At 34.6% G+C, this 22539-nt stretch carries 21 protein-coding genes and 1 tRNA gene; 18 read left to right on the plus strand and 4 right to left on the minus strand.

Going from position 1 to position 22539, the window contains the following annotated elements:
* Both WH188_RS17500 and WH188_RS17505 read left to right on the plus strand, forming a co-directional pair.
* Positions 1-1080 carry a dipeptidase gene (locus WH188_RS17500; RefSeq protein ID WP_021190977.1) on the plus strand — a complete coding sequence of 360 codons (1080 nt, stop codon included), beginning with the start codon at positions 1-3 and terminating at the stop codon, positions 1078-1080.
* Between the two features lie 208 nt (positions 1081-1288).
* Positions 1289-2767 carry a glycoside hydrolase family 130 protein gene (locus tag WH188_RS17505; RefSeq protein ID WP_132773521.1) on the plus strand — a complete coding sequence of 493 codons (1479 nt, stop codon included), beginning with the start codon at positions 1289-1291 and terminating at the stop codon, positions 2765-2767.
* Here the strand turns inward: WH188_RS17505 and WH188_RS17510 are convergent.
* Positions 2745-4961 (minus strand): glycosyltransferase family 4 protein, encoded by a 2217-nt coding sequence (locus tag WH188_RS17510; RefSeq protein ID WP_132773523.1) that lies wholly within the window; start codon positions 4959-4961, stop codon positions 2745-2747. The two genes, WH188_RS17505 and WH188_RS17510, sit on opposite strands and share 23 nt — an antisense overlap.
* A gap of 527 nt (positions 4962-5488) precedes the next feature.
* Here WH188_RS17510 and WH188_RS17515 point away from each other — a divergent pair.
* Positions 5489-5677, plus strand: coding sequence for a CsbD family protein (locus tag WH188_RS17515; protein WP_031289203.1), 189 nt, complete (start codon positions 5489-5491; stop codon positions 5675-5677).
* Between the two features lie 512 nt (positions 5678-6189).
* On the opposite strand, the gene WH188_RS17520 is transcribed toward WH188_RS17515, so the two are convergent.
* A tRNA-Ile gene (locus WH188_RS17520) sits at positions 6190-6263 on the minus strand.
* Between the two features lie 87 nt (positions 6264-6350).
* Between WH188_RS17520 and WH188_RS17525 the strand changes: the two genes are divergently transcribed.
* The 8 genes from WH188_RS17525 to WH188_RS17560 all read left to right on the plus strand — a co-directional run bounded on the left by WH188_RS17525 (position 6351) and on the right by WH188_RS17560 (position 13744).
* Positions 6351-6989, plus strand: a complete 639-nt coding sequence (locus WH188_RS17525) for an HAD family hydrolase (protein WP_206368335.1) — start codon at positions 6351-6353, stop codon at positions 6987-6989.
* Between the two features lie 88 nt (positions 6990-7077).
* Positions 7078-7272, plus strand: coding sequence for a 30S ribosomal protein S21 (gene rpsU, locus WH188_RS17530; protein WP_021190399.1), 195 nt, complete (start codon positions 7078-7080; stop codon positions 7270-7272).
* Between the two features lie 92 nt (positions 7273-7364).
* Positions 7365-8243 (plus strand): tyrosine-type recombinase/integrase, encoded by an 879-nt coding sequence (locus WH188_RS17535; RefSeq protein WP_021190398.1) that lies wholly within the window; start codon positions 7365-7367, stop codon positions 8241-8243.
* A gap of 14 nt (positions 8244-8257) precedes the next feature.
* Positions 8258-8602 (plus strand): ribosome hibernation-promoting factor, HPF/YfiA family, encoded by a 345-nt coding sequence (gene hpf, locus WH188_RS17540; RefSeq protein WP_132773528.1) that lies wholly within the window; start codon positions 8258-8260, stop codon positions 8600-8602.
* Between the two features lie 196 nt (positions 8603-8798).
* Entirely contained in the window at positions 8799-9173 is a 375-nt protein-coding gene (locus WH188_RS17545) for a DUF6686 family protein (RefSeq protein WP_021190396.1), read from the plus strand.
* A 181-nt stretch (positions 9174-9354) separates the two neighbouring features.
* Positions 9355-9882, plus strand: a complete 528-nt coding sequence (locus WH188_RS17550) for a ferritin (RefSeq protein WP_021190395.1) — start codon at positions 9355-9357, stop codon at positions 9880-9882.
* Positions 9883-10022: 140 nt separating this feature from the next.
* The gene (locus WH188_RS17555) at positions 10023-12776 is read left to right on the plus strand and encodes an outer membrane beta-barrel protein (RefSeq protein ID WP_132773530.1); all 2754 of its coding nucleotides are present in this window, start codon (positions 10023-10025) and stop codon (positions 12774-12776) included.
* A complete protein-coding gene (locus WH188_RS17560; RefSeq protein WP_339424442.1) occupies positions 12776-13744 on the plus strand; it encodes an NAD(P)H-quinone oxidoreductase in 969 nt (322 codons plus the stop codon). Before WH188_RS17555 ends, WH188_RS17560 begins: the two co-directional genes overlap by 1 nt.
* Here the strand turns inward: WH188_RS17560 and WH188_RS17565 are convergent.
* Entirely contained in the window at positions 13741-14613 is an 873-nt protein-coding gene (locus WH188_RS17565) for an AraC family transcriptional regulator (protein WP_132773534.1), read from the minus strand. The two genes, WH188_RS17560 and WH188_RS17565, sit on opposite strands and share 4 nt — an antisense overlap.
* A 141-nt stretch (positions 14614-14754) precedes the next feature.
* Here WH188_RS17565 and fucP point away from each other — a divergent pair, with 141 nt between their 5' ends.
* From fucP to WH188_RS17600, 7 genes are all read left to right on the plus strand, one after another.
* Entirely contained in the window at positions 14755-16011 is a 1257-nt protein-coding gene (fucP, locus tag WH188_RS17570) for an L-fucose:H+ symporter permease (protein WP_132773536.1), read from the plus strand.
* A gap of 10 nt (positions 16012-16021) precedes the next feature.
* Positions 16022-16357 carry an L-rhamnose mutarotase gene (locus WH188_RS17575; protein ID WP_132773537.1) on the plus strand — a complete coding sequence of 112 codons (336 nt, stop codon included), beginning with the start codon at positions 16022-16024 and terminating at the stop codon, positions 16355-16357.
* 1 nt (position 16358) lies between these two features.
* Positions 16359-18023: a UxaA family hydrolase gene (locus WH188_RS17580; protein ID WP_132773539.1), complete on the plus strand. Its 1665-nt coding sequence runs from the start codon at positions 16359-16361 to the stop codon at positions 18021-18023.
* A 132-nt stretch (positions 18024-18155) separates the two neighbouring features.
* Entirely contained in the window at positions 18156-18920 is a 765-nt protein-coding gene (locus WH188_RS17585; protein WP_021190391.1) for an SDR family NAD(P)-dependent oxidoreductase, read from the plus strand.
* 48 nt (positions 18921-18968) lie between these two features.
* Positions 18969-19823 (plus strand): fumarylacetoacetate hydrolase family protein, encoded by an 855-nt coding sequence (locus WH188_RS17590; protein ID WP_021190390.1) that lies wholly within the window; start codon positions 18969-18971, stop codon positions 19821-19823.
* A 9-nt stretch (positions 19824-19832) separates the two neighbouring features.
* On the plus strand, positions 19833-20660 hold the full coding sequence (locus WH188_RS17595; protein ID WP_132773541.1) for an amidohydrolase family protein: 828 nt from the start codon (positions 19833-19835) through the stop codon (positions 20658-20660).
* An 8-nt stretch (positions 20661-20668) separates the two neighbouring features.
* A complete protein-coding gene (locus WH188_RS17600; protein ID WP_132773543.1) occupies positions 20669-21460 on the plus strand; it encodes an SDR family oxidoreductase in 792 nt (263 codons plus the stop codon).
* Between the two features lie 77 nt (positions 21461-21537).
* Here the strand turns inward: WH188_RS17600 and gap are convergent, their stop codons facing one another.
* Positions 21538-22536 (minus strand): type I glyceraldehyde-3-phosphate dehydrogenase, encoded by a 999-nt coding sequence (gap, locus tag WH188_RS17605; RefSeq protein ID WP_132773545.1) that lies wholly within the window; start codon positions 22534-22536, stop codon positions 21538-21540.
* Between the last annotated feature and the right edge of the window lie 3 nt (positions 22537-22539).

The following is a 22539-nucleotide window of genomic DNA, read 5'->3' on the forward strand; positions in this document are numbered from 1 at the left end:
ATGAAAAAACAAAGATTGATTTTTGATGCGCATTTAGATCTTAGTATGAATGCAATGGAATGGAATCGGGATTTAAGACTTCCGATTGCTGAACTAAATAGTAGAGAGCAGGGGATGGACGATAAACCTGATCGTGGAAATGCAACAGTCTCTTTTGGTGAACTGAAAAGGGGGAATATTGGCCTAGTTGTCGCTACTCAAATTGCAAGATACGTGGAGAAGGAAAGCTCTTTGCCTGGTTGGTATTCTCCAGAACAAGCTTGGGCACAAACACAAGGGCAATTAGCTTGGTATAGAGCAATGGAAAAGGATGGGTACATGCGCATGATCAAAACTAAAACGGATTTAGAAGAGCATATCATTCTTTGGAATGATGAGACCAATAAATCAAATAAACCAATCGGTTTTCTGCTAAGTTTAGAAGGAGCTGATTCTTTAATTGATTTATCTTATCTCGAATATGCTTATGAGCAGGGATTACGTGCGGTTGGGCCAGCTCATTATGGGCCAGGAAGGTATGCGAATGGTACGGACTCAAATGGGAGACTAAATGCAAAGGGAATAGCGTTATTAAGGGAGATGGAACGCCTTAATGTTATTTTAGATGTAACTCATCTTAATGATGATGCTTTTTGGGATGCTATGGATGGATTTAATGGTCCAATATGGGCTAGTCACAACAACTGTCGCGCACTTGTCGACCATAACAGACAATTTAGCGATGATATGATCAAAATCTTGATTTCGAAAAAAGCAGTAATTGGGGTGGCATTAGATGCCTGGATGATGGTTCCCAGATGGGTAAGAGGCGTATCTGACCCTAAGACAATGAATTGTTCATTAGAGGTTATGGCCAATCATATTGACCATATCTGTCAATTGGCCGGTAATACAAATCATGTCGGTGTAGGAAGTGATCTTGACGGCGCTTTTGGTAAAGAACAATGTCCATATGACCTGAAAACTATTGCTGATATTCAGTTGGTTTTTGATATATTGTCACAAAGGGGATATAGTGAGGATGCTTTAGATAAAATAGCACATTCGAATTGGATTAATTTTTTGCGAAATTGCTTATAAATGGTCCGTTTTTAGCGAATACGTGTTTTATACTTACCATACAATCGTTATAATTTGAATGATATTTCTCTGCAGAAGGTACTTCTAAATAATTAAAAATAAGATTTTTATAAATTTTAATAATCTTTTGTGCTTAAATTGTATAACAATGTGATCATTGATGTGTTTTATAAAAAGAATTTATTAGTCACTTTTATTGTTGATATGTATGTATAAACCCGTTCAAGTTAATCGGAAAGATATTTATTTTAGGCCAGATACCAAACGTGTCCTTGCTCGTTTTTTTTCATTAGGTGATGAACGTTCCATTAAAGTAATTCATCGGGTGCTACAATTATCGGATGAAAAACAAAAGGAAGTTTTTGGACAGGTTTTACGAAGTTATTCTCAGCGGCACCGAAGTATTGTGAAGGTGTTTGAGCGTAATTTTGATCGCATAAGACATCTATTGGAAAGATTAGAAATGCCGACGGATAAAATATCGATGACAGCTAAATTATTAATTGGTTCTTACTTTACGATGGAATATTCCATCGAATCGGCAGCTTTATTTAATCCATCTATTGTTGAGCATCCAGATCAGAGCGAGCTTTATAAAGGGGAGAAGAGGGTTATTATCAGTTTTAGAGCAACCGGTGAGGGGCATGTATCTTCGATAGTATTCCGCTCTGGTTATATTGATACGGAGAATAATATTCATCTAGATGTTGTGGGAACATTGCTGGACAAGCCTATCAATATTAAGAATCATCGGTATAATAAAAATAGCTTCATTTCTAAATTGGTTGAGTTGCATCCAAAAGATGCGACGGCTATGCAAAAGCTTAGCGAAAATCTAACAGAAACATTTACATATGAGGAGCTGAAGAGATATGTGGAGGGAATACGTGCTGAAATAGAGCATACAGAGGATAATGATAGTATATTGAAGCAAGCGATATGGCTCGCTTCATCGCATTATGAGATGACTTTCTCTTTGGATACTTCAATATCTGAAAGGGTTATTTTTCCAATTTCTGATACTGAAAAAAGGGGGATTGAAGATGCGAGATTTGTTCGTTTTATAACACCTAAGGGGGAGGTTATCTATTATGCAACTTATACTGCATATGACGGATTTAGTATTTTACCAAAACTATTGACAACTAAGGATTTTTATCATTTTACAGTCAAGCCCATCCATGGAGAAATTGCAAATAAAGGTGCTGCGATTTTTCCGCGAAAGATCAAAGGGAAATATGCTATGCTATGTCGTATTGATGGTGAAAATAATTATATCGCCTATTCCGATTATATCAACATTTGGAATGAAGCTATTCATTTGGTGCAAGAACCTGAAAGTCCATATGAGTTTATACAGATCGGAAACTGCGGTTCCCCAATTGAAACCGCAGCCGGATGGTTAATTATTACACACTCTGTTGGCCCTATGCGCGAGTATTCAATTGGGGCTTCATTATTAGATTTGGAAAATCCACATATAGAAATAGGACGCCTTAGTCTCCCTATTTTAACTCCTAATGATATGGAAAGAGAAGGGTATGTGCCAAATGTTGTCTATTCATGTGGAGCTATTGTTCATAATGATCAATTAATTATGCCTTACGCCATGTCGGACTATGCATCGACTTATGCGACCATTAACTTGAATGAGTTGATTCAGGCTATTCTTCAACCTGAAATTTGATTTTTAAAGACTTATAAACAGTTAAGTAGGCTATAAAATAACATAACGTGCTTTCTGCTCCTTGATTGCGGTTAATGCCATAAGTTTCTAACCCATCACAGCATCCTTTGGTGCTGTGGTCATATAGCGGGAGCTTAAGGTCATTTTCGCCTAAAAACCATTCAAAAGATCGAATCATTTTTTCAAAATATTCTTCATTTTTAGTGATTTCAAATACCTCCCTAAATAAAAGTACTGTGGCTGTAACATCAATGGGCTGTTGCCCGAATTTGCTTATATTTTGATTTTGTTTTGCCCATTTTTGATTGCCAATAATAGATAAAAACCCATTTTGCATAATGATATTTTCGAGAAAATAAAAGCTTGAAAATCCTATTTTTCTAAGTTTATCATCATTTAAATATTTGGTTGACATGAGTATTGCCAGTGGGATAATCGCATTGTCATATGCCAGAACTGGTTCAAACCATTTCCACTCATCATCAGCACTGGAATCATATTCATGTACTAATTTAAAAGCCAGTTTACGGAGTAACTCTGTGACTCTTTCATCATTTGGCTGTTGTTTTAGATATTCAGCAATACCCATCATAGTATAAGCGATAGCACGTATAGATTTTAAATTTTCAAAGTGTGGCATAGCTTTAAAAAACATATTTGATCCTAACTGATAGAAGTCAACAAAAGGTGCTGTATTAAATAGATATCCCAATGCCCATATAGCCCTACCAAAAGAATCTTCAGATCCGACTTCTTCTAAAAATTCATTCTGAAAATTCATGAAGTTATGAAATAATCCGTCCTCTCTTTGAGCATAGTAAATGTAATTAAGATAGGTCGAGATTCTCTTTCTAGTATCCTTTTCTCCAAAGGCTTCATATTGCATCAGGCTAACCAATAGCGCTCTAGCGTTGTCATCCAAACAGTATCCTTCTCGATAGTTGGGTGTTGCAAATGTGGCATGTTGAATAATTCCTACATAATTTGTCAATCGATCAAGATGATCCCATCTGAATTTTGGAAAACGCTCTAACATCGTTATTTTTATATCGGTGTCGAGATTTACTTGTGTAGAGGAGAGCTTTTGGAGTAACTTGACATAAGATCCGCCTAATTTGTTCCAAGTCATTTTCTCACCATGATGGCGAGCCCTACTTCTAAGTTCTTCTAGTTTTTTAGGGTTATCAAATAGGTCAATGAGAATATTTTTTAATTCTTTATGATTTTTAAAATCAAATAAAATGCCTCTTCCATCTGCCAATAAATCTTTCGCATGCCAATAGGGAGTAGATAATACAGCCGCTCCAGCCCCTACAGCAAATGATAATGTTCCACTCGTAATCTGAGCTTCATTAATATAGGGAGTAATATAGATATCACATGCTGTTAAGTAGGTGGTTAGGGTTTCGTTACTGACAAAATCATTGACAAAAATGATGTTGTTTTCCAAGCCCATTTGTTTTATTAAGGCAGTTAGATACTCCCGATATTCTTCGCCAGATTCCAATAAAACGTTTGGATGCGTTTTTCCTACAATAAGGTAAACAGTATTAGGATATTCTTGTACGACCTTTGGAAGTGCATGTATAACTGTTTCAATTCCTTTGTTACGAGCTATAAAACCAAAAGTAAGGATGATGCGTCTATCTGTCAACTGTAGTTTTTCTTTTGCATCGTTCTGTTGGTAATCAAAGGCTGGAACTCCATGAGGTATTAAACGTATTTTGTTTTCATGTACATGATATATTTTTTGGAGAAGTCCAATTGCATAGGAACTCATGACTACTATGATAGAAGCTCTTTTTGCAATTTCAATCAATATTGCTCTTTCATCAATATTTGGTTTTTCTAATATAGTATGTAAGTTGACCAATAAGGGCATATGAAGTAAATTGATCAAAGAGAGTATGTAAACACCGCTATTCCCTCCAAAAATACCATATTCATGTTCCAGCACTACACAATCATATTTATTCTCGTTAATAAAATTGGCCGCTTGGATATAATCTAATTGCTGTTGGGGGTTAATTTCGAAAACAACTTCCTCATTATAAGAATAAGATCGGTCTGAAAGAGCAATAATATGTTGGGTAATAGTTGAATCCTGATGGTCTATGGATTGTAGTAAATCATTGGTAAAAGTTGCTATTCCACATTGTTTTGGCAAATAAGTACTGATGTAGGCTATTTTCATGTTGAATTCTTAAATTTTTTAAATAATTAAATGATTTGATATGCCTGATTTTTTAGTTCAGCTGTTTTGATGAATTTACCTTATTTATGTTTCATGACTGAAACAGGTTGATATAATGGTATTCGGTGATCATTGTTATTTTTAATGAGTTTATTAAGAATGATCGTATTTATTTTTTAAGGAATGTACATGGTGTTAAAAAAATTATTTATATATGTATTTGATCCTCACGCTAGGCACGATAGCTTTTCATGGCTGTTGTGCCTAGTTTGAGAGCTATTGAAAGTATAGGTTCTGAATAAATATTAGTGAATTGCCCATATTCAACATACTAAACAATTAGAAAGTAGAAAAGTTGAATGTTTTTGAATTGTTGAAGGTACTTCTTTTTAAATCAACAATAGAAATTTCTTTTTACCGTACTGTTAAATATTTGTTAATCGAATCAAATTATCCAGCGCATGAAAACAATTTCACTTCCCAAGTGTTATATCTATAGTATTTACTTTAAAAAAGGAGATTTTATTATGAGCGAATTAACATGGAAAGGTCGTTGGAACGAACTAAAAGGTAAAGTGAAACAACAATATGCAGATCTAACGGATGACGATCTATTGTACGCCGAGGGAAAAGAAGATGAATTATTAGGTAAACTTCAAAAGAAAACCGGAAAAACTAAGGAAGAGGTAGAAGATTGGTTAGATAAATTGAAATAGTAAATTTTAGTTTTATATAGCATAAAAAATGGTTAAGTACGATAAGTGCTTAACCATTTTTTTTTGTCTCCAATAATTTATTATTACAACAGTGCCTGATTCATCTTTTAATGGATTAATATTTTAAAAAATAATACATTTCAATTGTTTGTTGTGAAAAAAAATGATCTGAAAATCAGTAGTTTGCGCATTATTTTTGGTATTTTCCCTTATTTGTGAAAAAAAAATTTTAGCTTTGTGAAGCCCATCCCAAAAGGGCATGTTTTTCATAGGTAGATGAAAAGGTCGCGTTAAGTCTAACACGACCTTTTTTTATTTCCATCCATAGATTTGTTATAAATAATAAGCGCATGTTTATTTATCAATAGTTTTGAAAATTGTTTATTCAACATATCTAATTTTACTCAATATTTTTTTGATAACAATCTTAGTCCTGTATATTTGCTTTTAGAGAAATGAGATGAATAGGTTGAACAGAAAAAGCCTCACTAAAAGTAAGGCTTTCTAAGCAGTGCTCCCAACTGGGCTCGAACCAGTGACCAAAAGATTATGAGTCTTCTACTCTAACCAACTGAGCTATAGGAGCGGTTATTATATTTTGTCAAAATGTAACGTTTACCGCGTTTTGACGATGCAAATATTGATATTTGTATTGATATTTCAAAATAAAAAGATGAAAAAAATTAAAAATATTATCCTCGATTATGGAGATGTGATCTTTATGATCGACTTTTTGAGGATGGAGTCTGCCTTTAGTGAGTTGGGAATCAAAAATGTACGAGATTATTATGGTCACCGAGCACAAACAAAACTTTTTGATGATTTTGAACAAGGAAAAATTCCCGCAAAAGCATTTCGAGATGGAATTCGTGAAATTTCCGGTATATATTCTTTGACGGATACACAAATAGATGCTGCATGGAATGCCATGTTAATTGGTGTGATGGATGGAAATCATGAATTATTGCTCGATCTTAAAAATGAATATCGATTATTTTTATTGAGCAATAATAACGAAATTCATTATGGTTGGATTATGGATTATTTAAAAAATAATTTTGACCTCGATGATAATACAGCTTTTTTTGAAAAAGACTATTATTCACATTTAATGGGTATGCGTAAACCCAATATTGAGATTTTCCAATTTGTATTAAAGGAAAATGGTTTGGTCCCCGATGAGACGGTTTTTATAGATGACAGTCCACAGCATTTAAAGACTGCGAGTGAATTGGGATTAAAAACTTATTTGCTCACTAAACCTGATACCTTATATGATTTAATTTATCGTGAAGGCTTATTGAAAAAATAGTGAGATTCTTTTTGTATATCTCAATCATAATTGTACCTTTGCATCACTTTAAAAATTAAAAGGCTACGAAAGGAGGTATATACAGAGCATGATTATCGTAAATGTAAAAGAAGGAGAATCTTTAGATAGAGCATTAAAACGTTTCAAGAAGAAATTCGAAAAAACAGGAGTTTTAAGAGAACTACGTTCTCGTCAAGCTTATGAAAAGAGATCTGTAACTCGTCGTATTCAAGTTAAGAAAGCGATCTACAAACAAGGATTAAACCAAGAGGTTTCAATCTAAGGTTTCTAAAAAGATATAAAAAAGGGAAAAGTTTACTTTTCCCTTTTTTTATGCGCTTTAATTCGGTAAATTAGTTACAAATAGAATGGATTATGTATATAAAAGAGTTTGAACGGTATCTTCAATATGAAAGGCGCTACTCTAAACACACTTTAATAGCTTATTTACATGAAATTAGTCTGTTTTTAGTGTTTCTAGAGAATGAACATCTTCCATTCGAAGAGGTTGGCCATCGTGATATGCGTCATTATTTCGCCATGATGACAGAAGCGAATAAATCGGCTACGACAGTGAATCGAAGCATCTCGGCATTACGGACTTATTATAAGTTCTTACAGCGAGAGGATATTGTGAAAGATAATCCGATACAAGTGAAAGCTCTGAAAATGCCTAAGAAGTTACCAGTGGTAGTTGAGAAGGATAAATTGATGTTGTTGCTGGACCACTTAGAAGAGAACGTGCATGATTTTGAAAGTCGTCGAAATAAATTGGTGATGGAACTTTTATTTGGTACAGGTATTCGACTTGCAGAATTATTACAAATTCAGGATAGAGATATTGATTATTATAACAAAAATATTCTTATATTCGGTAAAAGGAGTAAGGAAAGGTTAGTTCCTATTAATGGGACATTAATAAAAGAGCTACAGCTTTATTTACACGCTAAAAGTTTATACATTGAAAATAATAAATCAAGTTTCTTAATCGTTACTAAAGAGGGAAAACCGGCCTACGAGAAATTGATCTATAGAATTGTGCATAAATGTCTGTCGATGGTTTCTTCACAACAGAAGAGAAGTCCGCATATTTTGCGACATACTTTCGCGACAGCATTATTGGACAATGGTGCAGATCTTAATGCAATAAAGGAGCTCCTCGGGCATGCGGGGCTTGCGGCAACACAAGTCTACACGCATAATTCTGCGGAGCGGTTAAAGTCTATTTATAAACAAGCTCATCCAAAAGCTTAAAAAAAGGAGGAAAAATGAACATTACTGTGCAATCAATTAAATTTAATGCTGATCAAAAGCTAATTGAGTTTATCCAAAGAAAAACAGGTAAATTGAATCAGTTTTTAGACTCAATCATTGGTGGAGAATGCTATTTACGTTTAGAAAATGTAGATGATGAATCTAATAAGGTATCGGAAATTAAAATAAATATACCAGGGAGTCAACTTTTTGCAAAAGGACAAGCTAAGAGTTTTGAAGAAGCAACTGATATTGCAGTAGAATCCTTAAGGAGACAGATTAATAAACATAAGACCAAAACTAAAACACAGGCCAGTAATCATAAAGAGATCTTGACGACTGAAGAAGAAGAATATTAGTATATAATAGTTTAATAAATGAAAGACTAATCATTATGATTAGTCTTTTTTTGTGTAAAACAAGGAGTTAACAATGCGCATCTGGGCTTCTTTTTATGCTAAAGACAACTATTTATAATTGTTCAAAATAATTTAAAACTTACTTGGATTGATTATAAATAATGATTATTTTTGCTTCATCATAATGAATTAAGAAATGTCAAACAAAATCTGTCCATTAACAAATGTAGAAGAGGTCTTTAAAACTGAAACTGGTGCCATATATCAGTGTAGTCGTAAAAACTGCTATTGGATGGAATTTGCGGGTTCAACGACATCTTTTTCGGTGTCAGACTTTTTTAAATTTAAGAAATCAATAGATAATATTGATGTCGAGAAAATGCTAACAGACACTGCACGTTCTGCGGATTTTACATTGGTAATGCCTTTTCGAACAGAACGTTGCTTTCTCCTGGCAGTTCAAGATGTTTTGAATTTAAGAGATTTGTTAGATGGAGCTAAATTTATGATCGAATTAAATAGTATTGTTAAGGCTTGTTTACGTAGTTCTCAGATTACTGTGTTAGCTTAATTTTCCATTCTTTGTAATTATACTGATTCTAAACAGTTTAACCTTTTTTCCGCTAATTTAGACTGAATTCGTATTGCAAATTTTTTATACAAAAATCTGTAATGTCCCCTATATTTGTAGTGTTCAAGTAAGTCAAGTATTTGAAACTTGATTATTATAATTAGTATTAAAACTTACAGATATGAAAGATTTATTAAAATTAAAATCTTCTTTAACAGAAGAGATCGAAAATATATTAAATGCTCAAATTAAAGTTGAAGCACATTCTTCTTCACTATACTTAGCGATGTCATCTTGGTGTGATGATCAAGGTTTGGAGAATGCAGCAGATTTTTTTGCTAAACAGTCCAATGAAGAGCGTGAGCATATGTTGAAAATCTTCAATTATATTAACAATAGAGGCGGTCGTGCTATTTCACCAGAAGTAACAGGTATTCCTTCAGATTTTGATTCATTCCGTGGGATTTTCGAATCAGCATTGGAACAAGAGATGTTCGTTACTGAACAATTTAACAACATCGCAGACAAATGTATGAAAGCTAAAGATTACGTAACATTTAACTTTTTACAATGGTTCTTAGCAGAGCAAGTTGAAGAGGAATTTGTTGCGAGAAGAATCTTAGAATTATTTGATGTAATTGGAGAAGATGGTACTGGACGTTGGGAAATTGATAAACACTTACTTAAAGTTACTTTTGCTGGTGAATAATTAATTTATTCTTATAAATAAAATGAAAGGCGACTTATTTCAAATAAGCCGCCTTTTTTATATACAACTATTCATTATTTTGCGTTATGGTTGTGTAAATTATTATGTATATTGAGATACAAATAGAATAAGTTGTTTTGATGTCGGATAAATTCGAAATATCAGGAAATACTCATAGGGTCATCTTTCTTATCGTCTTCTTTTTTGTTGTGGGTAATGCACAAGCCCAACTCCAGAAAAAGGAGGTGTACGGATTTGTTGTGGATATCGATGGGCAACCGCTTGCTGGCGTCAATGTGCGTCTGACAACTTCTTTGGATACCGTCATGGCAATTTCTTCCAAAACAGGTTTCTACAAATTTTACCAAATTAAAGGAAGTAATATCCGTTTAAACTACAGTTCTTTAGGCTTACAGATTGTTGATCGTTCTTACCCTCAGTATAATACAACAGATCGTGTTATTGCGGAGACTGTTGTTTTAAAACCACAGGTTTCAGTGCTCAAAGAAATTGTTATTAAGAAATATAAACCAATCGTCTTCAAAGAGGATACGGTTCAATTTAATATGGGAGCTTTCCAGTTTGATCGACGCACACTGCTGGAGGATGCGCTTAAACAATTACCGAACTTCCAGGTTTCTCGTGATGGCTCTGTATATGCTTTTGGTAAACCGATTACTTCTGTACAAGTAGATGGTAAAAAATTCTTTGGAGGAGATGTGCTTACCGCTACTCGAAATCTTCCTGCGGATTTTATTAAAAATATTCAGGTTATTGATTTTTTCGGAGATGAAGCAAGTGCTAAGGGAACAAAAACTGGTGAGTCTGAGAAAATTCTAAATATTGTTTTGAAAGATGACAAGAAAAAAATAAGTTTTGGACAGGTTACAGGTGGTTTAGGTGATCAAGAACGATACCTCGCGAGTGCAGGCCTCAATAAATTCAATGATGGTCAGGAACTATCTTTTGTAGGATCTGTTAATAATACAAATACGAATCTTTTTTCTTTCGGTTCTCCAAATGGAGGAGGTTCCAGGGATCGTGTAATGGGCGAATTGGCAGACTTTGCCGACCCTACTGATGGTTTTAATGCTATTGGGTCCTTGGGAACAAGTTTTTCCACTAATTTGAATGATAAAATTAGTGCTTTTGGACGTTACAGCTATACAAATACAAAGAATACGACGAGGGGGAATTCCTATCTACAGTCTGTATATGGTAATAACATTATAACCAACCAAGAGGATTATGTAACAAAGACTGTTGATAATGCGCATCATATGAATTGGGGGTTTGATATAAAATTATCTGATTCAGATCTTTTAAAAATATCTCCAACTTTTTCATGGAATAAATCGAAAGGTAATGAATCTAGAGATCGATATATTAAGAATAGACAGATCACAAACGATGGGGAATATGCTTCTGACAACAGTAGTACGAGTCCAAATGCTGAAGTAGACATCTTATATGCCAAAAGTTTTAAGAAGCCAGGACGGAAATTAGTGTACAATTTACATCTGGGATATAATTCAGTCGATAAAAAAGAGGATATAGTTGACCGGAATAAGATTATAGATAGTGCGTTTAATCAAGTGCAAATTAAGGATAGTTTTTTAAATCAATTTGTGAAAAGTGAAAACAAAAATCAAGATATTAAAAGTTCGCTATCTATTATAGAGCCAGTGGACAAGGGCGGAGTATTAGAATTGAATTATGACTTTAGTTACACCTCAATTGATGCAAGGCGGTTAGTTCATGAACGAAATAATGAATTGGTAGATTTTGGTCGAGTTGATTCTCTTAGTTTAAGTTACGATTATGCTTTTTCATCCAATAGAGTTGGCATGAAATATCAACAGGATATATTCAATAAATTTAAATATAATATCGGATTTGCGGTTCAACCAACAGAACTTAAAGGTTTTTCTAAAGATAAATCAATTCAAACATCTTATAGTAATGTAAATCTTATACCAGCAGCGGGGGTCAAATGGAAATTTAATGAGAATTCTGATTTGTCAATTGATTACTTAGGTAAAAATAATCAACCTAATTTCTATCAGATTCAGCCGATATTGGATAATACAAATTCACAAAATATTATACAAGGAAATCCAGAATTACAAGCAGAATTCGCTAACCGTATCTTGGCTAAATATCGAAAATCAATTGTAAAAAGGGGACAATATTTTGAAAGTAGTATTGCTTATAATTTTATTTCAAATAAAATTGTCTCTAATCGGACTACTATTCCTAATTCAACAATACAAAAAACTACCTTCTTAAATACATCGGGTTATTATGATATCAAGGCATACTACTTATTTACTGCAGCTTTGTTTAACGATAATATACAGATGAGTTTGAATGGCAATGCTGATTTTTATAATAATGTCACTTACATAAATGACATTCGTAATGACGGTGGACATTTTTTATATTCGCAGTCTCTGCAATTCAGGTACATGTTTAATGATGTATTTGAAGCTGAACTTAATGGAAATTACGCATTAAACAAAGCTACCTATAAACGACCTTATAATGATCAAATTGTGGCGCATACCGGTGTGCTTGGTTTGGGATCCAAATATTATGTGAGCGCACATGGATCTTTTGGTGTAGAGGTATCGCAAAGGTTAAATTCGGGATATTCATCATCATCATGGACAAATATAAATCCCACAATTATTAATGCATATTTTGAATATACTTTTATGCGTAATAATTTAGCAATGTTACGGATTCAGGGCTTTGATTTACTAAATCAAAATTCAGGTATTACCAGAGATGTAATAGGAAATGATATATTTGACGTTCAAAATGAAAGGTTATCTCGTTATTTTATGGTCTCTTTAAATTTCCGTTTACAAAAATATCCTAAAAAATCATAATGAAAGCAGTTGTTATAACAAAATTTGGTGGACCTGAAGTTTTGAAGATAAAGGAGGTGGATACACCAACTTGTACTGGGCATCAAGTGTTGATTGCTGTAAAAGCAGCAGGTATGAATAGGCCTGATGTGTTTCAGCGGAAGGGAAATTATGCGGCCCCTGAAGGTGCCCCCGCTGATATTCCTGGTCTTGAGATTTCGGGAGAAATTGTATCCATTGGTGAGTTGGTAGATGAATGGAAAATTGGTGATCAGGTCTGTACTCTTTTATCTGGTGGAGGATACGCAGAATATGTCGCTGTTGATCAGGGACAGTGCCTGCTTATACCTAAAGGATTGACTTACGAAGAAGCTGCCGCTTTACCAGAAACATTGTTTACCGTGTACCATAATGTCTTTCAAAGAGGGGAACTAAAATATGGCAATAGCTTTTTAGTTCATGGTGGAAGTGGAGGTATTGGATCAATGGCAATTCAGTTAGCAAAGCTTGCAGGAGCAAAAGTGTATACAACAGTGGGATCGGGTGACAAAGCTACTTACTGTAAAGAATTGGGAGCGTCAGTGATCATTAATTATAAGGAGCAGGGCTTTAGGGAGATTATTGGAGACAATAAAATTGATGTTATACTTGACAGTATAGGAGGCGATTATTTTGAAAAGAATCTTGAAGTATTGAAACCGGATGGTCATCTGATCTACATTAACGCAATGAAAGGTGCTAAAGTAGAATTAAATCTTTTTAAATTGATGCAAAAACGAATCTACCTATCAGGTAGTCTTTTAAGAAGTAGATCTATTTTATTTAAAAAAAATGTGCGCGATGACATAAATAAACAGATCTTACCTCTAATCAAACCAGGTGTTTTTAAAGCAAATATCTACAAGACCTTTCAATTGGAAGAGGCTTCTGTTGCCCATGCATTGTTAGATTCTGGTGACTTTACAGGAAAGCTTGTCTTTGTTCTTTAAAATAGATGTGCAATTCCTTTTTGATATTGTAATGGAGTAAATCCTGTCGCTTCTTTGAAATATTTGTGAAAACTGACAAAGTTTTGAAAACCACATTCGAAGCAAATTTGTTTCACATTATATTTACGTTCTGCTAACAATTTACAGGCATGCCCAATACGTATTTCAATAAGATATTGAAATAGAGTTTTTCCAGATTTAGCTTTAAAGTAGCGACAAAACGAGTTTGTAGTCATTCCAGTTAATGTCGCAATATCTTCTAACTTGATTTGTGATTTGTAATTTTGTGTAATATAATCCATAATAACAGTCATTCTTCTGAAATCTATATCTTGACTGTCAATCGGATAATTTTCACTGGACAACAAAGTATAGGCTTCAGATTCTGCTATTAAAGTTAAGACTTCTATTAGTGCTATTATTTTAGTTGAGTTGTTATTGTTTAAAACCTTTTCTATTAGAGATTTAGCTAATTGCAAAATTGATTTATTTAACTGAATTCCCCTTTTAGATTTTTTTAATAAATTCTTTAATTTATAATTTTCTGGCAGATTAAAGAAAGCGTCGCCAAGAAAATTTTCTTTAAAATGGGAAACTCTAATGTCCGCAGGTTCGGGACAGTTATTATCTAAATAGCAGGAGTCAAATAGCCAATAATGAGGTAAGTTAGATCCAACCAATACGATATCACCATTTGTAAAATTTTTAATACTGTCACCAATAAATTGGGTTCCCGATCCCTTTCCGAAATGAATTAATTCAAGCTCTTCATGGTAGTGCCAAATATTATGATTTTGTGGAATAATATCGTTCCTCACGCTGAATGACTGTACGTTACTATTATTGACTTTTAGTAGTTGTGGTTTCATTTATTAATAAATATATGCACTATATTTTACAGTTCTACTATTTTGAATGGTAATATAGCGTAATAATTGGGTAAAATACTTAAATTTTCTTTCATTAATTATTCCTTATTTTACATAAACCAATGATAAATTATATTTTATATGTCAGTTAGTAAAAATAATAAATTAGCGATTGTACTCGTAACATCCCTTTTTTTCTTTTGGGGCTTTGTTCATAATTTGGACCCTATTTTAATTCCACATCTTCGTAATGCATTTAGTCTAACGCATTTACAGGCTTCTTTAGTGGATTCAGCTGTTTTTATTGCTTATTTTTTACTAGCTATTCCTGCCGGTATGATCATGAAAAAATATGGTTATAAATCGGGTATTTTAATAGGTCTGACAATTTTTGCTATTGGTTGTTTTTTATTTATACCAGCAGCTAATCAGATTAGTTATGTATTCTTTTTAGCGGCTTTATTTGTTGTGGCTTGTGGTTTAACTATTTTGGAAACTGCGGCAAATCCCTATGTTACGGTCTTAGGTGACCCCAGTAAAGCAACACAGCGATTGAATTTTGCCCAATCCTTTAACGGACTGGCAGCATTTATAGCTCCAATCTTGGGCGGAAAATTTATTTTAGCGGAACAACCAAAATCTGATACTGAGATTGCCGCCATGAGCGAGCAGGTTAAATTAGCCTATATGGAGGCAGAGACTGCGACTGTAAAAGCGCCTTACATGATTTTAGGTTTAATTATTCTGATTGTTGCTGCGATTCTTTTTTTCACTAAGCTTCCTGATATTAAAGATGATGAAGGCGAACAAAAGGCTGGTTTCTTTCATGCATTTAAGCATAAAAATGTAAAGTGGGGAGTAATCGGACAGTTTTTTTATGTAGGAGCACAGGTGTGTGTGTTGAGCTTTATGGTACTTTATGCTACTGAAGTTGCTGGAATCACTCCCTTAAATGCTTCCAAATATGCTAGTTTTGCAGGTTTAGCTTTTATGTTAGGTCGTTTTGTTGGAACATTTTTTATGAAATTTATACAGCCACTAACTTTGCTAATGATTTATTCTATCATTTGTATTGCATTGTCATTTATTGTGATATACGGAAGTGGCACAATAACAGTCTATGCATTAATTGCAGTAGCATTTTTTATGTCGATTATGTTTCCCACAATATTTGCGGTCGGAGTTGAGGGAATTGGGGCAGATACGAAATCAGCTTCAAGTTTAATCATTATGTCTATTGTAGGTGGAGCAATTTTGCCGCCTTTATTGGGATTGATTTCAGATAAAACTGGTAATCTTCAACTGGGCTACTGGGTACCTATGATCTGTTTTATAGTAGTGCTTTTATTTGCTCTAGCTAATAAAAATAATTTAAAGACGAAATCTTCTCACGAATAATAATTGTAAAATGACTCAATATACTTTTGCCTTAGATCTGGTTAATGATCCTAAATTAATTGCTGAATATGAAAAATATCATAGGAGTGTTAGTTCCGAAATTCAACAATCAATTTTAGATGCCGGTGTTACTAAAATGCAAATTTTTAGATTTGAAAATCGCTTGTTTATGATCATGGAAGTGGATGACACTTTTACATTTGAAAGAAAAGCAAATATGGATGCTACCAATCCTAAAGTTCAGGAATGGGAACAGCTGATGTGGAAGTACCAGAGTGCTATTCCGGGAGCTAAAGAAAATGAGAAGTGGGTTTTAATGAAACAGATATTTGATTTGAAGAAATAAAATGATAAAAGATAAAAAAACATATTTGCAGATTCATCCAGAGGATAATGTATTAGTGGCTTTGCAAGATTTGCCTAAAGGAACGTTAATTGAATGGAAAAATAACAATTTCCATTTATTGCAAGATGTAGCTGCCAAGCATAAGTTTACCATCTCTCCTTTAAGTCAGGACGCTGAGGTTTATATGTACGGTGTGTTGGTTGGAAAGGTAAACTGTGCATTAGAAACTGGTGCCTTGATTTCTACAGAAAATCTACGTCATGCCGCCGATGATTTTAAGCTAAGTAAAAGAAGAACGGACTGGATAAAACCTGATGTTTCATCTTTTTTAGCAAAAACCTTCAATGGCTTTCATCGATCTAACGGATCGGTTGGTACTGCTAATTACTGGTTAGTAATCCCATTGGTTTTTTGTGAAAATAGAAATGTCCTGACTTTAAAGACAGCTTTTGAAGAGAAGTTGGGGTATAAAGTAAGGGCGAATGATTATACCACTGAAGTGGATGAATTGATCCGTTTATATCAATCAGGTGCAGATATTAATCAGATCATAGCTCAGGATTTAAGTTCTTCGGCAACGCGAGCAAGCGACCATCGCTTATTTGAAAATGTCGATGGAATCAAGTTTTTAAATCATGAAATGGGCTGTGGCGGTACACGTATGGATTCGGATGCACTTTGTGGTTTGCTTGCAGGCTACATTACACATCCAAATGTAGCAGGTGCAACCATCTTAAGTTTAGGTTGTCAACATGCTCAAGCCTCAATATTAGAGGCGGAGATCGCGAAAAGGGATTCGAAGTTTGATAAACCTTTGTATATTTTTGAACAACAAAAAGAAGGTACGGAGAAGGAATTAATGCAAAAGGCTGTGAAGGCAACATTTGCAGGAATGATGGAAGCAAATAAATGTATACGTCAACCCGCTACCTTAGATAAATTATGTATAGGTCTCGAATGTGGCGGATCGGATGGGTTTTCTGGTATCTCTGCAAATCCTGCTCTCGGATATCTTTCTGATATTTTAGTAACGTTAGGTGGATCTGTTATTTTAGCTGAATTTCCAGAGTTATGTGGGGTTGAACAAGAGTTAAGTGACCGATGTGTAGATGAAGAGACTGCGGATAAATTTATGGAGTTAATGCGTGTTTATAATGCGAAAGCTGAGGCTGATGGTTCTGGTTTTTATATGAATCCTTCTCCTGGCAATATTCGTGATGGTCTGATCACCGATGCAATAAAGTCTGCTGGAGCTGCCAAGAAAGGCGGTACATCGCCTGTAACTGCAGTAATTGATTATCCAGAGTTAGCCAATAAGCCAGGTCTTAATCTGCTATGTACACCAGGAAATGATGTTGAAAGTACTACCGCAGAAGTTGCTGCAGGAGCAAATATTGTTTTGTTTACCACTGGTCTAGGAACACCAACGGGTAATCCAATAACTCCAGTGATTAAACTGTCTACAAATACAAAGACATTTGAGAAAATGCCAGATATCATCGATATTAACTGTGGGACTATTATCGAGGGTGAGGAATCAATTCAAGAAGCGGCACATCGTATATTAGATTATGTGATTGAAGTGGCTAGCGGAACAGTGGTGCCGAAAGCGGTACTTTTGGGACAGGATGACTTTATTCCTTGGAGAAGAGGCGTATCTTTATAATCATAATTTTGTGTCAAGATTATCAGTAAAGCTTGATAGACACGTTCTTTTTGTTAATAAATTTTAATAATCATAAGGTAGCTGTTCATGAAGTATCATGGATCAGATATTAATAATAAATAATATAATAACATGTCAAAATTGCAAAATAAAGTAGCTGTTATCACAGGTGGTGGAAGTGGAATAGGTCGTGCAATAAGTTTACTTTTTGCCGCAGAAGGAGCAACTGTTCATATTCTGGATCTTAATATTGAAGGGGGGCAAAGTGTCGTTTCTGAAATAACTAATCAAGGAGGACGGGGATTTGTCCATGCATGTAATGTAAGTCTTCAGGATGAGGTGTTATCAATTGTAAATACTATCGGTAAAATTGATATTTTAGTTAACAATGCAGGTATCGCTCATGTTGGAAATCTAGAAAATTGTAAAACTGAAGATTTTGAAAGAGTATTTAATGTAAATGTTAAAGGTGCTTATAATGCGCTTTATGCAGTTGTTCCAAAAATGAAGGAAAATGGTGGCGGGGCAATTCTTAATCTAGCGTCCATTGCAGCTTGGGTAGGAATTACAGATCGATTCGCATATTCAATGAGTAAAGGTGCCATTTTTGCAATGTCACTATCGGTTGCTCGTGATTACATGGCTGATGGAATTAGATGTAATAGTATTTCACCTGCAAGAGTACACACACCATTTGTGGATGGTTTCATTGCCAAAAACTACCCAGGACAAGAAGCAGAGGTCTTTGAGAAATTGTCAAAGAGTCAACCGATTGGACGTATGGCACAACCTGAAGAAATTGCTAAATTGGCTTTGTTTTTATGTAGTGATGATGCCGGTTTTATCACTGGAAATGATTATCCCATTGATGGAGGTTTTATAAAACTAAATAATTAAATTAAGGATCTTTTGAGATCACTTATATATAATATTAATATTGAAAATATGAAATTAATACGTTTTGGAGCAGCGGGAAAAGAACAAATTGGTGTTCAGATAGATGGTGTAAATTATGATGTATCTGCATTTGGAGGTGATTATAATGAGTCTTTTTTTGAGAATGACGGTTTAGAGGCTTTAGAAGAGTTTGTTAAAGCAAATAATGGTAAATTAATTCCTGTACCAGATACTGAAAGAATTGGTGCACCATTTGCAAGACCTTCTAAAATAGTTTGTATTGGTCTTAATTACAAAGATCATGCAGAAGAAACAGGTGCTACAATTCCTGCAGAACCTATTATTTTTATGAAATCTACTACTTCTTTAGTAGGTCCATACGATCAGGTAATGATACCTCGCGATTCTGTTAAAACTGACTGGGAAGTGGAGTTCGGAATTGTTATTGGTAAAACCGCATCTTATGTGGAAGAAGCTACTGCATTGGATTATGTAGCGGGATATGTGTTGCATAATGATGTTTCTGAACGTGAATATCAATTAGAACGTGGTGGAACATGGGATAAAGGTAAAGGTTGTAATACGTTCGCTCCTATGGGACCCTTTTTGTCAACTAAAGATGAAATCAAAGATATTAATGACGTCAATATCTGGTTGAAGGTAAATGGTAAAATGTATCAAAATGGAAGTACTAAAAATTTAATCTTTTCAGTACCTTTTATTGTGAGTTATGTGTCTCAATTTATGACATTGTTGCCGGGCGACGTAATTTCTACTGGTACACCAGCAGGTGTTGGATTAGGATTTAATCCTCCAATTTATTTAAAACCTGGCGATGTGATTGAATTGGGTGCCGATGGTCTAGGTGAGTCCCGTCAAGAGGTAATTGCTTATTCAAAATAATTAATTCTTATGCGTATAGATGCTCATCAACATTTCTGGCAGTACGATCCCAGACGACATAATTGGATTACTAGTGAAATGAAGGTTTTACAACAAGACTTTATTCCGCTAGATCTGCAGTTTATACTGGAAAAGAATGATTTTGATGGCTGTATTGCTGTTCAAGCAGATCAGTCTGATGAAGAAACAAAGTATTTGGTGCAATTGGCACAAGAATATTCTTTTGTAAAAGGAGTCGTTGGTTGGGTCGATTTACGAGCTTCGAATATTGATGAACAGTTGCATCAGTATAGAGATGAAGCTATTCTTAAAGGATTTAGACATATTGTAGAAGGGGAGGAAGATCCCGATTTCTTACAGCGAGATTCATTTTTAAAAGGGATAGAATCTCTAACGAAATATCGTTATACATACGATCTTCTGATTCGTCCTCGTCATTATGCTGGTGCTATAACATGCGTGCAATCAAATCCAAACCAAACATTTATTTTGGATCATATTGCTAAACCCCCAATTAAATCACGCGAGTTTGAAGAATGGGCATTATTTATTGAAGAATTAGCAGCTTTTTCAAATGTTAGTTGCAAAGTTTCTGGTCTTGCTACTGAGGCAGACTGGAAAAGTTGGCGACTGGATGATTTTACACAGTATTTAGGACATGTATTTGATTCATTTGGTAAAGATCGAATTATGTTTGGATCCGATTGGCCGGTATGTTTATTAGCAGCATCTTATGAAGAAAGTGTTACCATTGTGGAATCGAAATTGGACGCATTTACTACTGCTGAGAAAGAGGCGTTCTGGGGATTGAATGCATTAAAAACCTATAATTTATAAGGTAGAATATGAATTTGAATTTGAAAGATAAAGTTATAATTGTCACAGGAGGTGCAAAAGGCATTGGTAAGGCAATTGTTTTAGGTTTGGCAAAAGAGGGTGCTATTCCGGTAATTGTTGGACGTAGACAGGTTGATAATGATCTTGTTAAGCAAGAAGTAGAAGCTCTTGGCGGGCAGGCTTTTGCTGTGCAGGCAGAACTGTCTGATCCGAAAGATTGTGAGACTGCAGTTGCGAAAACAATTACTCATTTTGGGCGTATAGATGGCTTAGTGAATAACGCAGGAGTGAATGACGGAGTAGGTTTAGCCTCTGGTAATTATGAAAAGTTTTTAGCTTCTTTACATAAAAATCTAATTCATTATTATTTAATGGCTCATCATGCATTAGATGCTTTGATCGCATCACAAGGTAGTATTGTAAATATTACTTCAAAGACGGCAGAGACAGGGCAAGGCAATACATCAGCTTATGCAGCCTCTAATGGCGGTAGAAATGCGCTAACGAGGGAGTGGGCTGTGGAACTGCTTCCACACCGAATCCGCGTGAATGCAATTGTCGTCGCAGAATGTGCTACGCCACAATATGATACCTGGATACAAACTTTAGATAATCCTGTAGAAACTTTAAAGAAAATTACAGATCGTATTCCACTAGAACATAGAATGACTACTTCAGAGGAAATTGCTAATACAGCATTATTTCTTTTGTCCGACAAATCTAGTCATACAACAGGGCAGTTGATTCATGTTGATGGTGGTTATGTTCATCTTGATCGCTCGATCATTGCCGAGCAATAACCATAGGAAGTTATTGAGGAAATAAAAAGGGCTTTTAATATTTATTAAAAGCCCTTTTATTATTCAATCGATAAGGATTAACCTAATTTACCAATTTCTTGAACTAAATCAACGATCTTGTTAGAGTAACCCCACTCGTTGTCATACCAAGAGATAACTTTAACGAAGTTTTCATTTAATGAAATACCCGCTTTAGCATCAAAGATAGATGTGCGCGCATCACCTACGAAATCAGTTGAAACAACTTCGTCTTCTGTGTAACCTAAAATACCTTTTAAGTCACCTTCAGAAGCTTCCTTCATAGCCGCTTTGATTTCTTCGTAAGTAGCAGATTTTGCTAAACGTACTGTTAAATCAACAACAGAAACGTCTGCTGTAGGAACGCGTAAAGACATACCTGTTAATTTACCTTTTAATTCAGGTAAAACTAAACCAACAGCTTTAGCTGCACCAGTAGAAGAAGGGATGATGTTTTGATAAGCACCACGTCCACCTCTCCAGTCTTTCACTGAAGGTCCATCAACTGTTTTTTGAGTTGCAGTAACAGCGTGTACAGTTGTCATTAAACCTTCAACGATACCAAATTTGTCGTTTAATACTTTAGCAACAGGTGCTAAACAATTTGTTGTACATGAAGCGTTAGAAACGATATGTTGATCAGCTTTTAAGTCTTTATGATTAACACCCATAACGAAAGTAGGAGTATCATCTTTAGCAGGTGCTGACATTACTACTTTTTTCGCACCAGCATCAATGTGTTTCTGTGCTAATTCTTGTGTCAAGAAGAAACCTGTAGATTCAATAATAACTTCTGCACCAACTTCATTCCATTTTAAGTTTGCAGGATCTTTTTCTGCTGTAACACGAATTGTTTTTCCGTTAACCACTAAGTTTCCGTTAACAACCTCTACTGTTCCATCGAATTTACCATGTGTTGAATCATATTTCAACATATACGCCATATAATCTGGCTCCACCAAGTCATTGATACCAACAACTTCAACATCTGGACGATTTACCGCAGCTCTGAATGCTAAACGACCAATACGGCCAAATCCGTTAATTCCAATTTTCATATT

The organism is Sphingobacterium sp. MYb388 (assembly GCF_037479535.1).
GTDB classification, from domain to species: Bacteria; Bacteroidota; Bacteroidia; order Sphingobacteriales; family Sphingobacteriaceae; genus Sphingobacterium; species Sphingobacterium anhuiense.

Bases quoted from the DNA above. Each gene is read 5' to 3' on its own strand.
- WH188_RS17500 (WP_021190977.1), top strand. From the start codon at position 1: ATGAAAAAACAAAGATTGATTTTTGATGCGCATTTAGATCTTAGTATG.
- WH188_RS17505 (WP_132773521.1), top strand. From the start codon at position 1,289: ATGTATAAACCCGTTCAAGTTAATCGGAAAGATATTTATTTTAGGCCA.
- WH188_RS17510 (WP_132773523.1), bottom strand. From the start codon at position 4,961: ATGAAAATAGCCTACATCAGTACTTATTTGCCAAAACAATGTGGAATA.
- WH188_RS17515 (WP_031289203.1), top strand. From the start codon at position 5,489: ATGAGCGAATTAACATGGAAAGGTCGTTGGAACGAACTAAAAGGTAAA.
- WH188_RS17525 (WP_206368335.1), top strand. From the start codon at position 6,351: ATGAAAAAAATTAAAAATATTATCCTCGATTATGGAGATGTGATCTTT.
- rpsU (WP_021190399.1), top strand. From the start codon at position 7,078: ATGATTATCGTAAATGTAAAAGAAGGAGAATCTTTAGATAGAGCATTA.
- WH188_RS17535 (WP_021190398.1), top strand. From the start codon at position 7,365: ATGTATATAAAAGAGTTTGAACGGTATCTTCAATATGAAAGGCGCTAC.
- hpf (WP_132773528.1), top strand. From the start codon at position 8,258: ATGAACATTACTGTGCAATCAATTAAATTTAATGCTGATCAAAAGCTA.
- WH188_RS17545 (WP_021190396.1), top strand. From the start codon at position 8,799: ATGTCAAACAAAATCTGTCCATTAACAAATGTAGAAGAGGTCTTTAAA.
- WH188_RS17550 (WP_021190395.1), top strand. From the start codon at position 9,355: ATGAAAGATTTATTAAAATTAAAATCTTCTTTAACAGAAGAGATCGAA.
- WH188_RS17555 (WP_132773530.1), top strand. From the start codon at position 10,023: ATGTCGGATAAATTCGAAATATCAGGAAATACTCATAGGGTCATCTTT.
- WH188_RS17560 (WP_339424442.1), top strand. From the start codon at position 12,776: ATGAAAGCAGTTGTTATAACAAAATTTGGTGGACCTGAAGTTTTGAAG.
- WH188_RS17565 (WP_132773534.1), bottom strand. From the start codon at position 14,613: ATGAAACCACAACTACTAAAAGTCAATAATAGTAACGTACAGTCATTC.
- fucP (WP_132773536.1), top strand. From the start codon at position 14,755: ATGTCAGTTAGTAAAAATAATAAATTAGCGATTGTACTCGTAACATCC.
- WH188_RS17575 (WP_132773537.1), top strand. From the start codon at position 16,022: ATGACTCAATATACTTTTGCCTTAGATCTGGTTAATGATCCTAAATTA.
- WH188_RS17580 (WP_132773539.1), top strand. From the start codon at position 16,359: ATGATAAAAGATAAAAAAACATATTTGCAGATTCATCCAGAGGATAAT.
- WH188_RS17585 (WP_021190391.1), top strand. From the start codon at position 18,156: ATGTCAAAATTGCAAAATAAAGTAGCTGTTATCACAGGTGGTGGAAGT.
- WH188_RS17590 (WP_021190390.1), top strand. From the start codon at position 18,969: ATGAAATTAATACGTTTTGGAGCAGCGGGAAAAGAACAAATTGGTGTT.
- WH188_RS17595 (WP_132773541.1), top strand. From the start codon at position 19,833: ATGCGTATAGATGCTCATCAACATTTCTGGCAGTACGATCCCAGACGA.
- WH188_RS17600 (WP_132773543.1), top strand. From the start codon at position 20,669: ATGAATTTGAATTTGAAAGATAAAGTTATAATTGTCACAGGAGGTGCA.
- gap (WP_132773545.1), bottom strand. From the start codon at position 22,536: ATGAAAATTGGAATTAACGGATTTGGCCGTATTGGTCGTTTAGCATTC.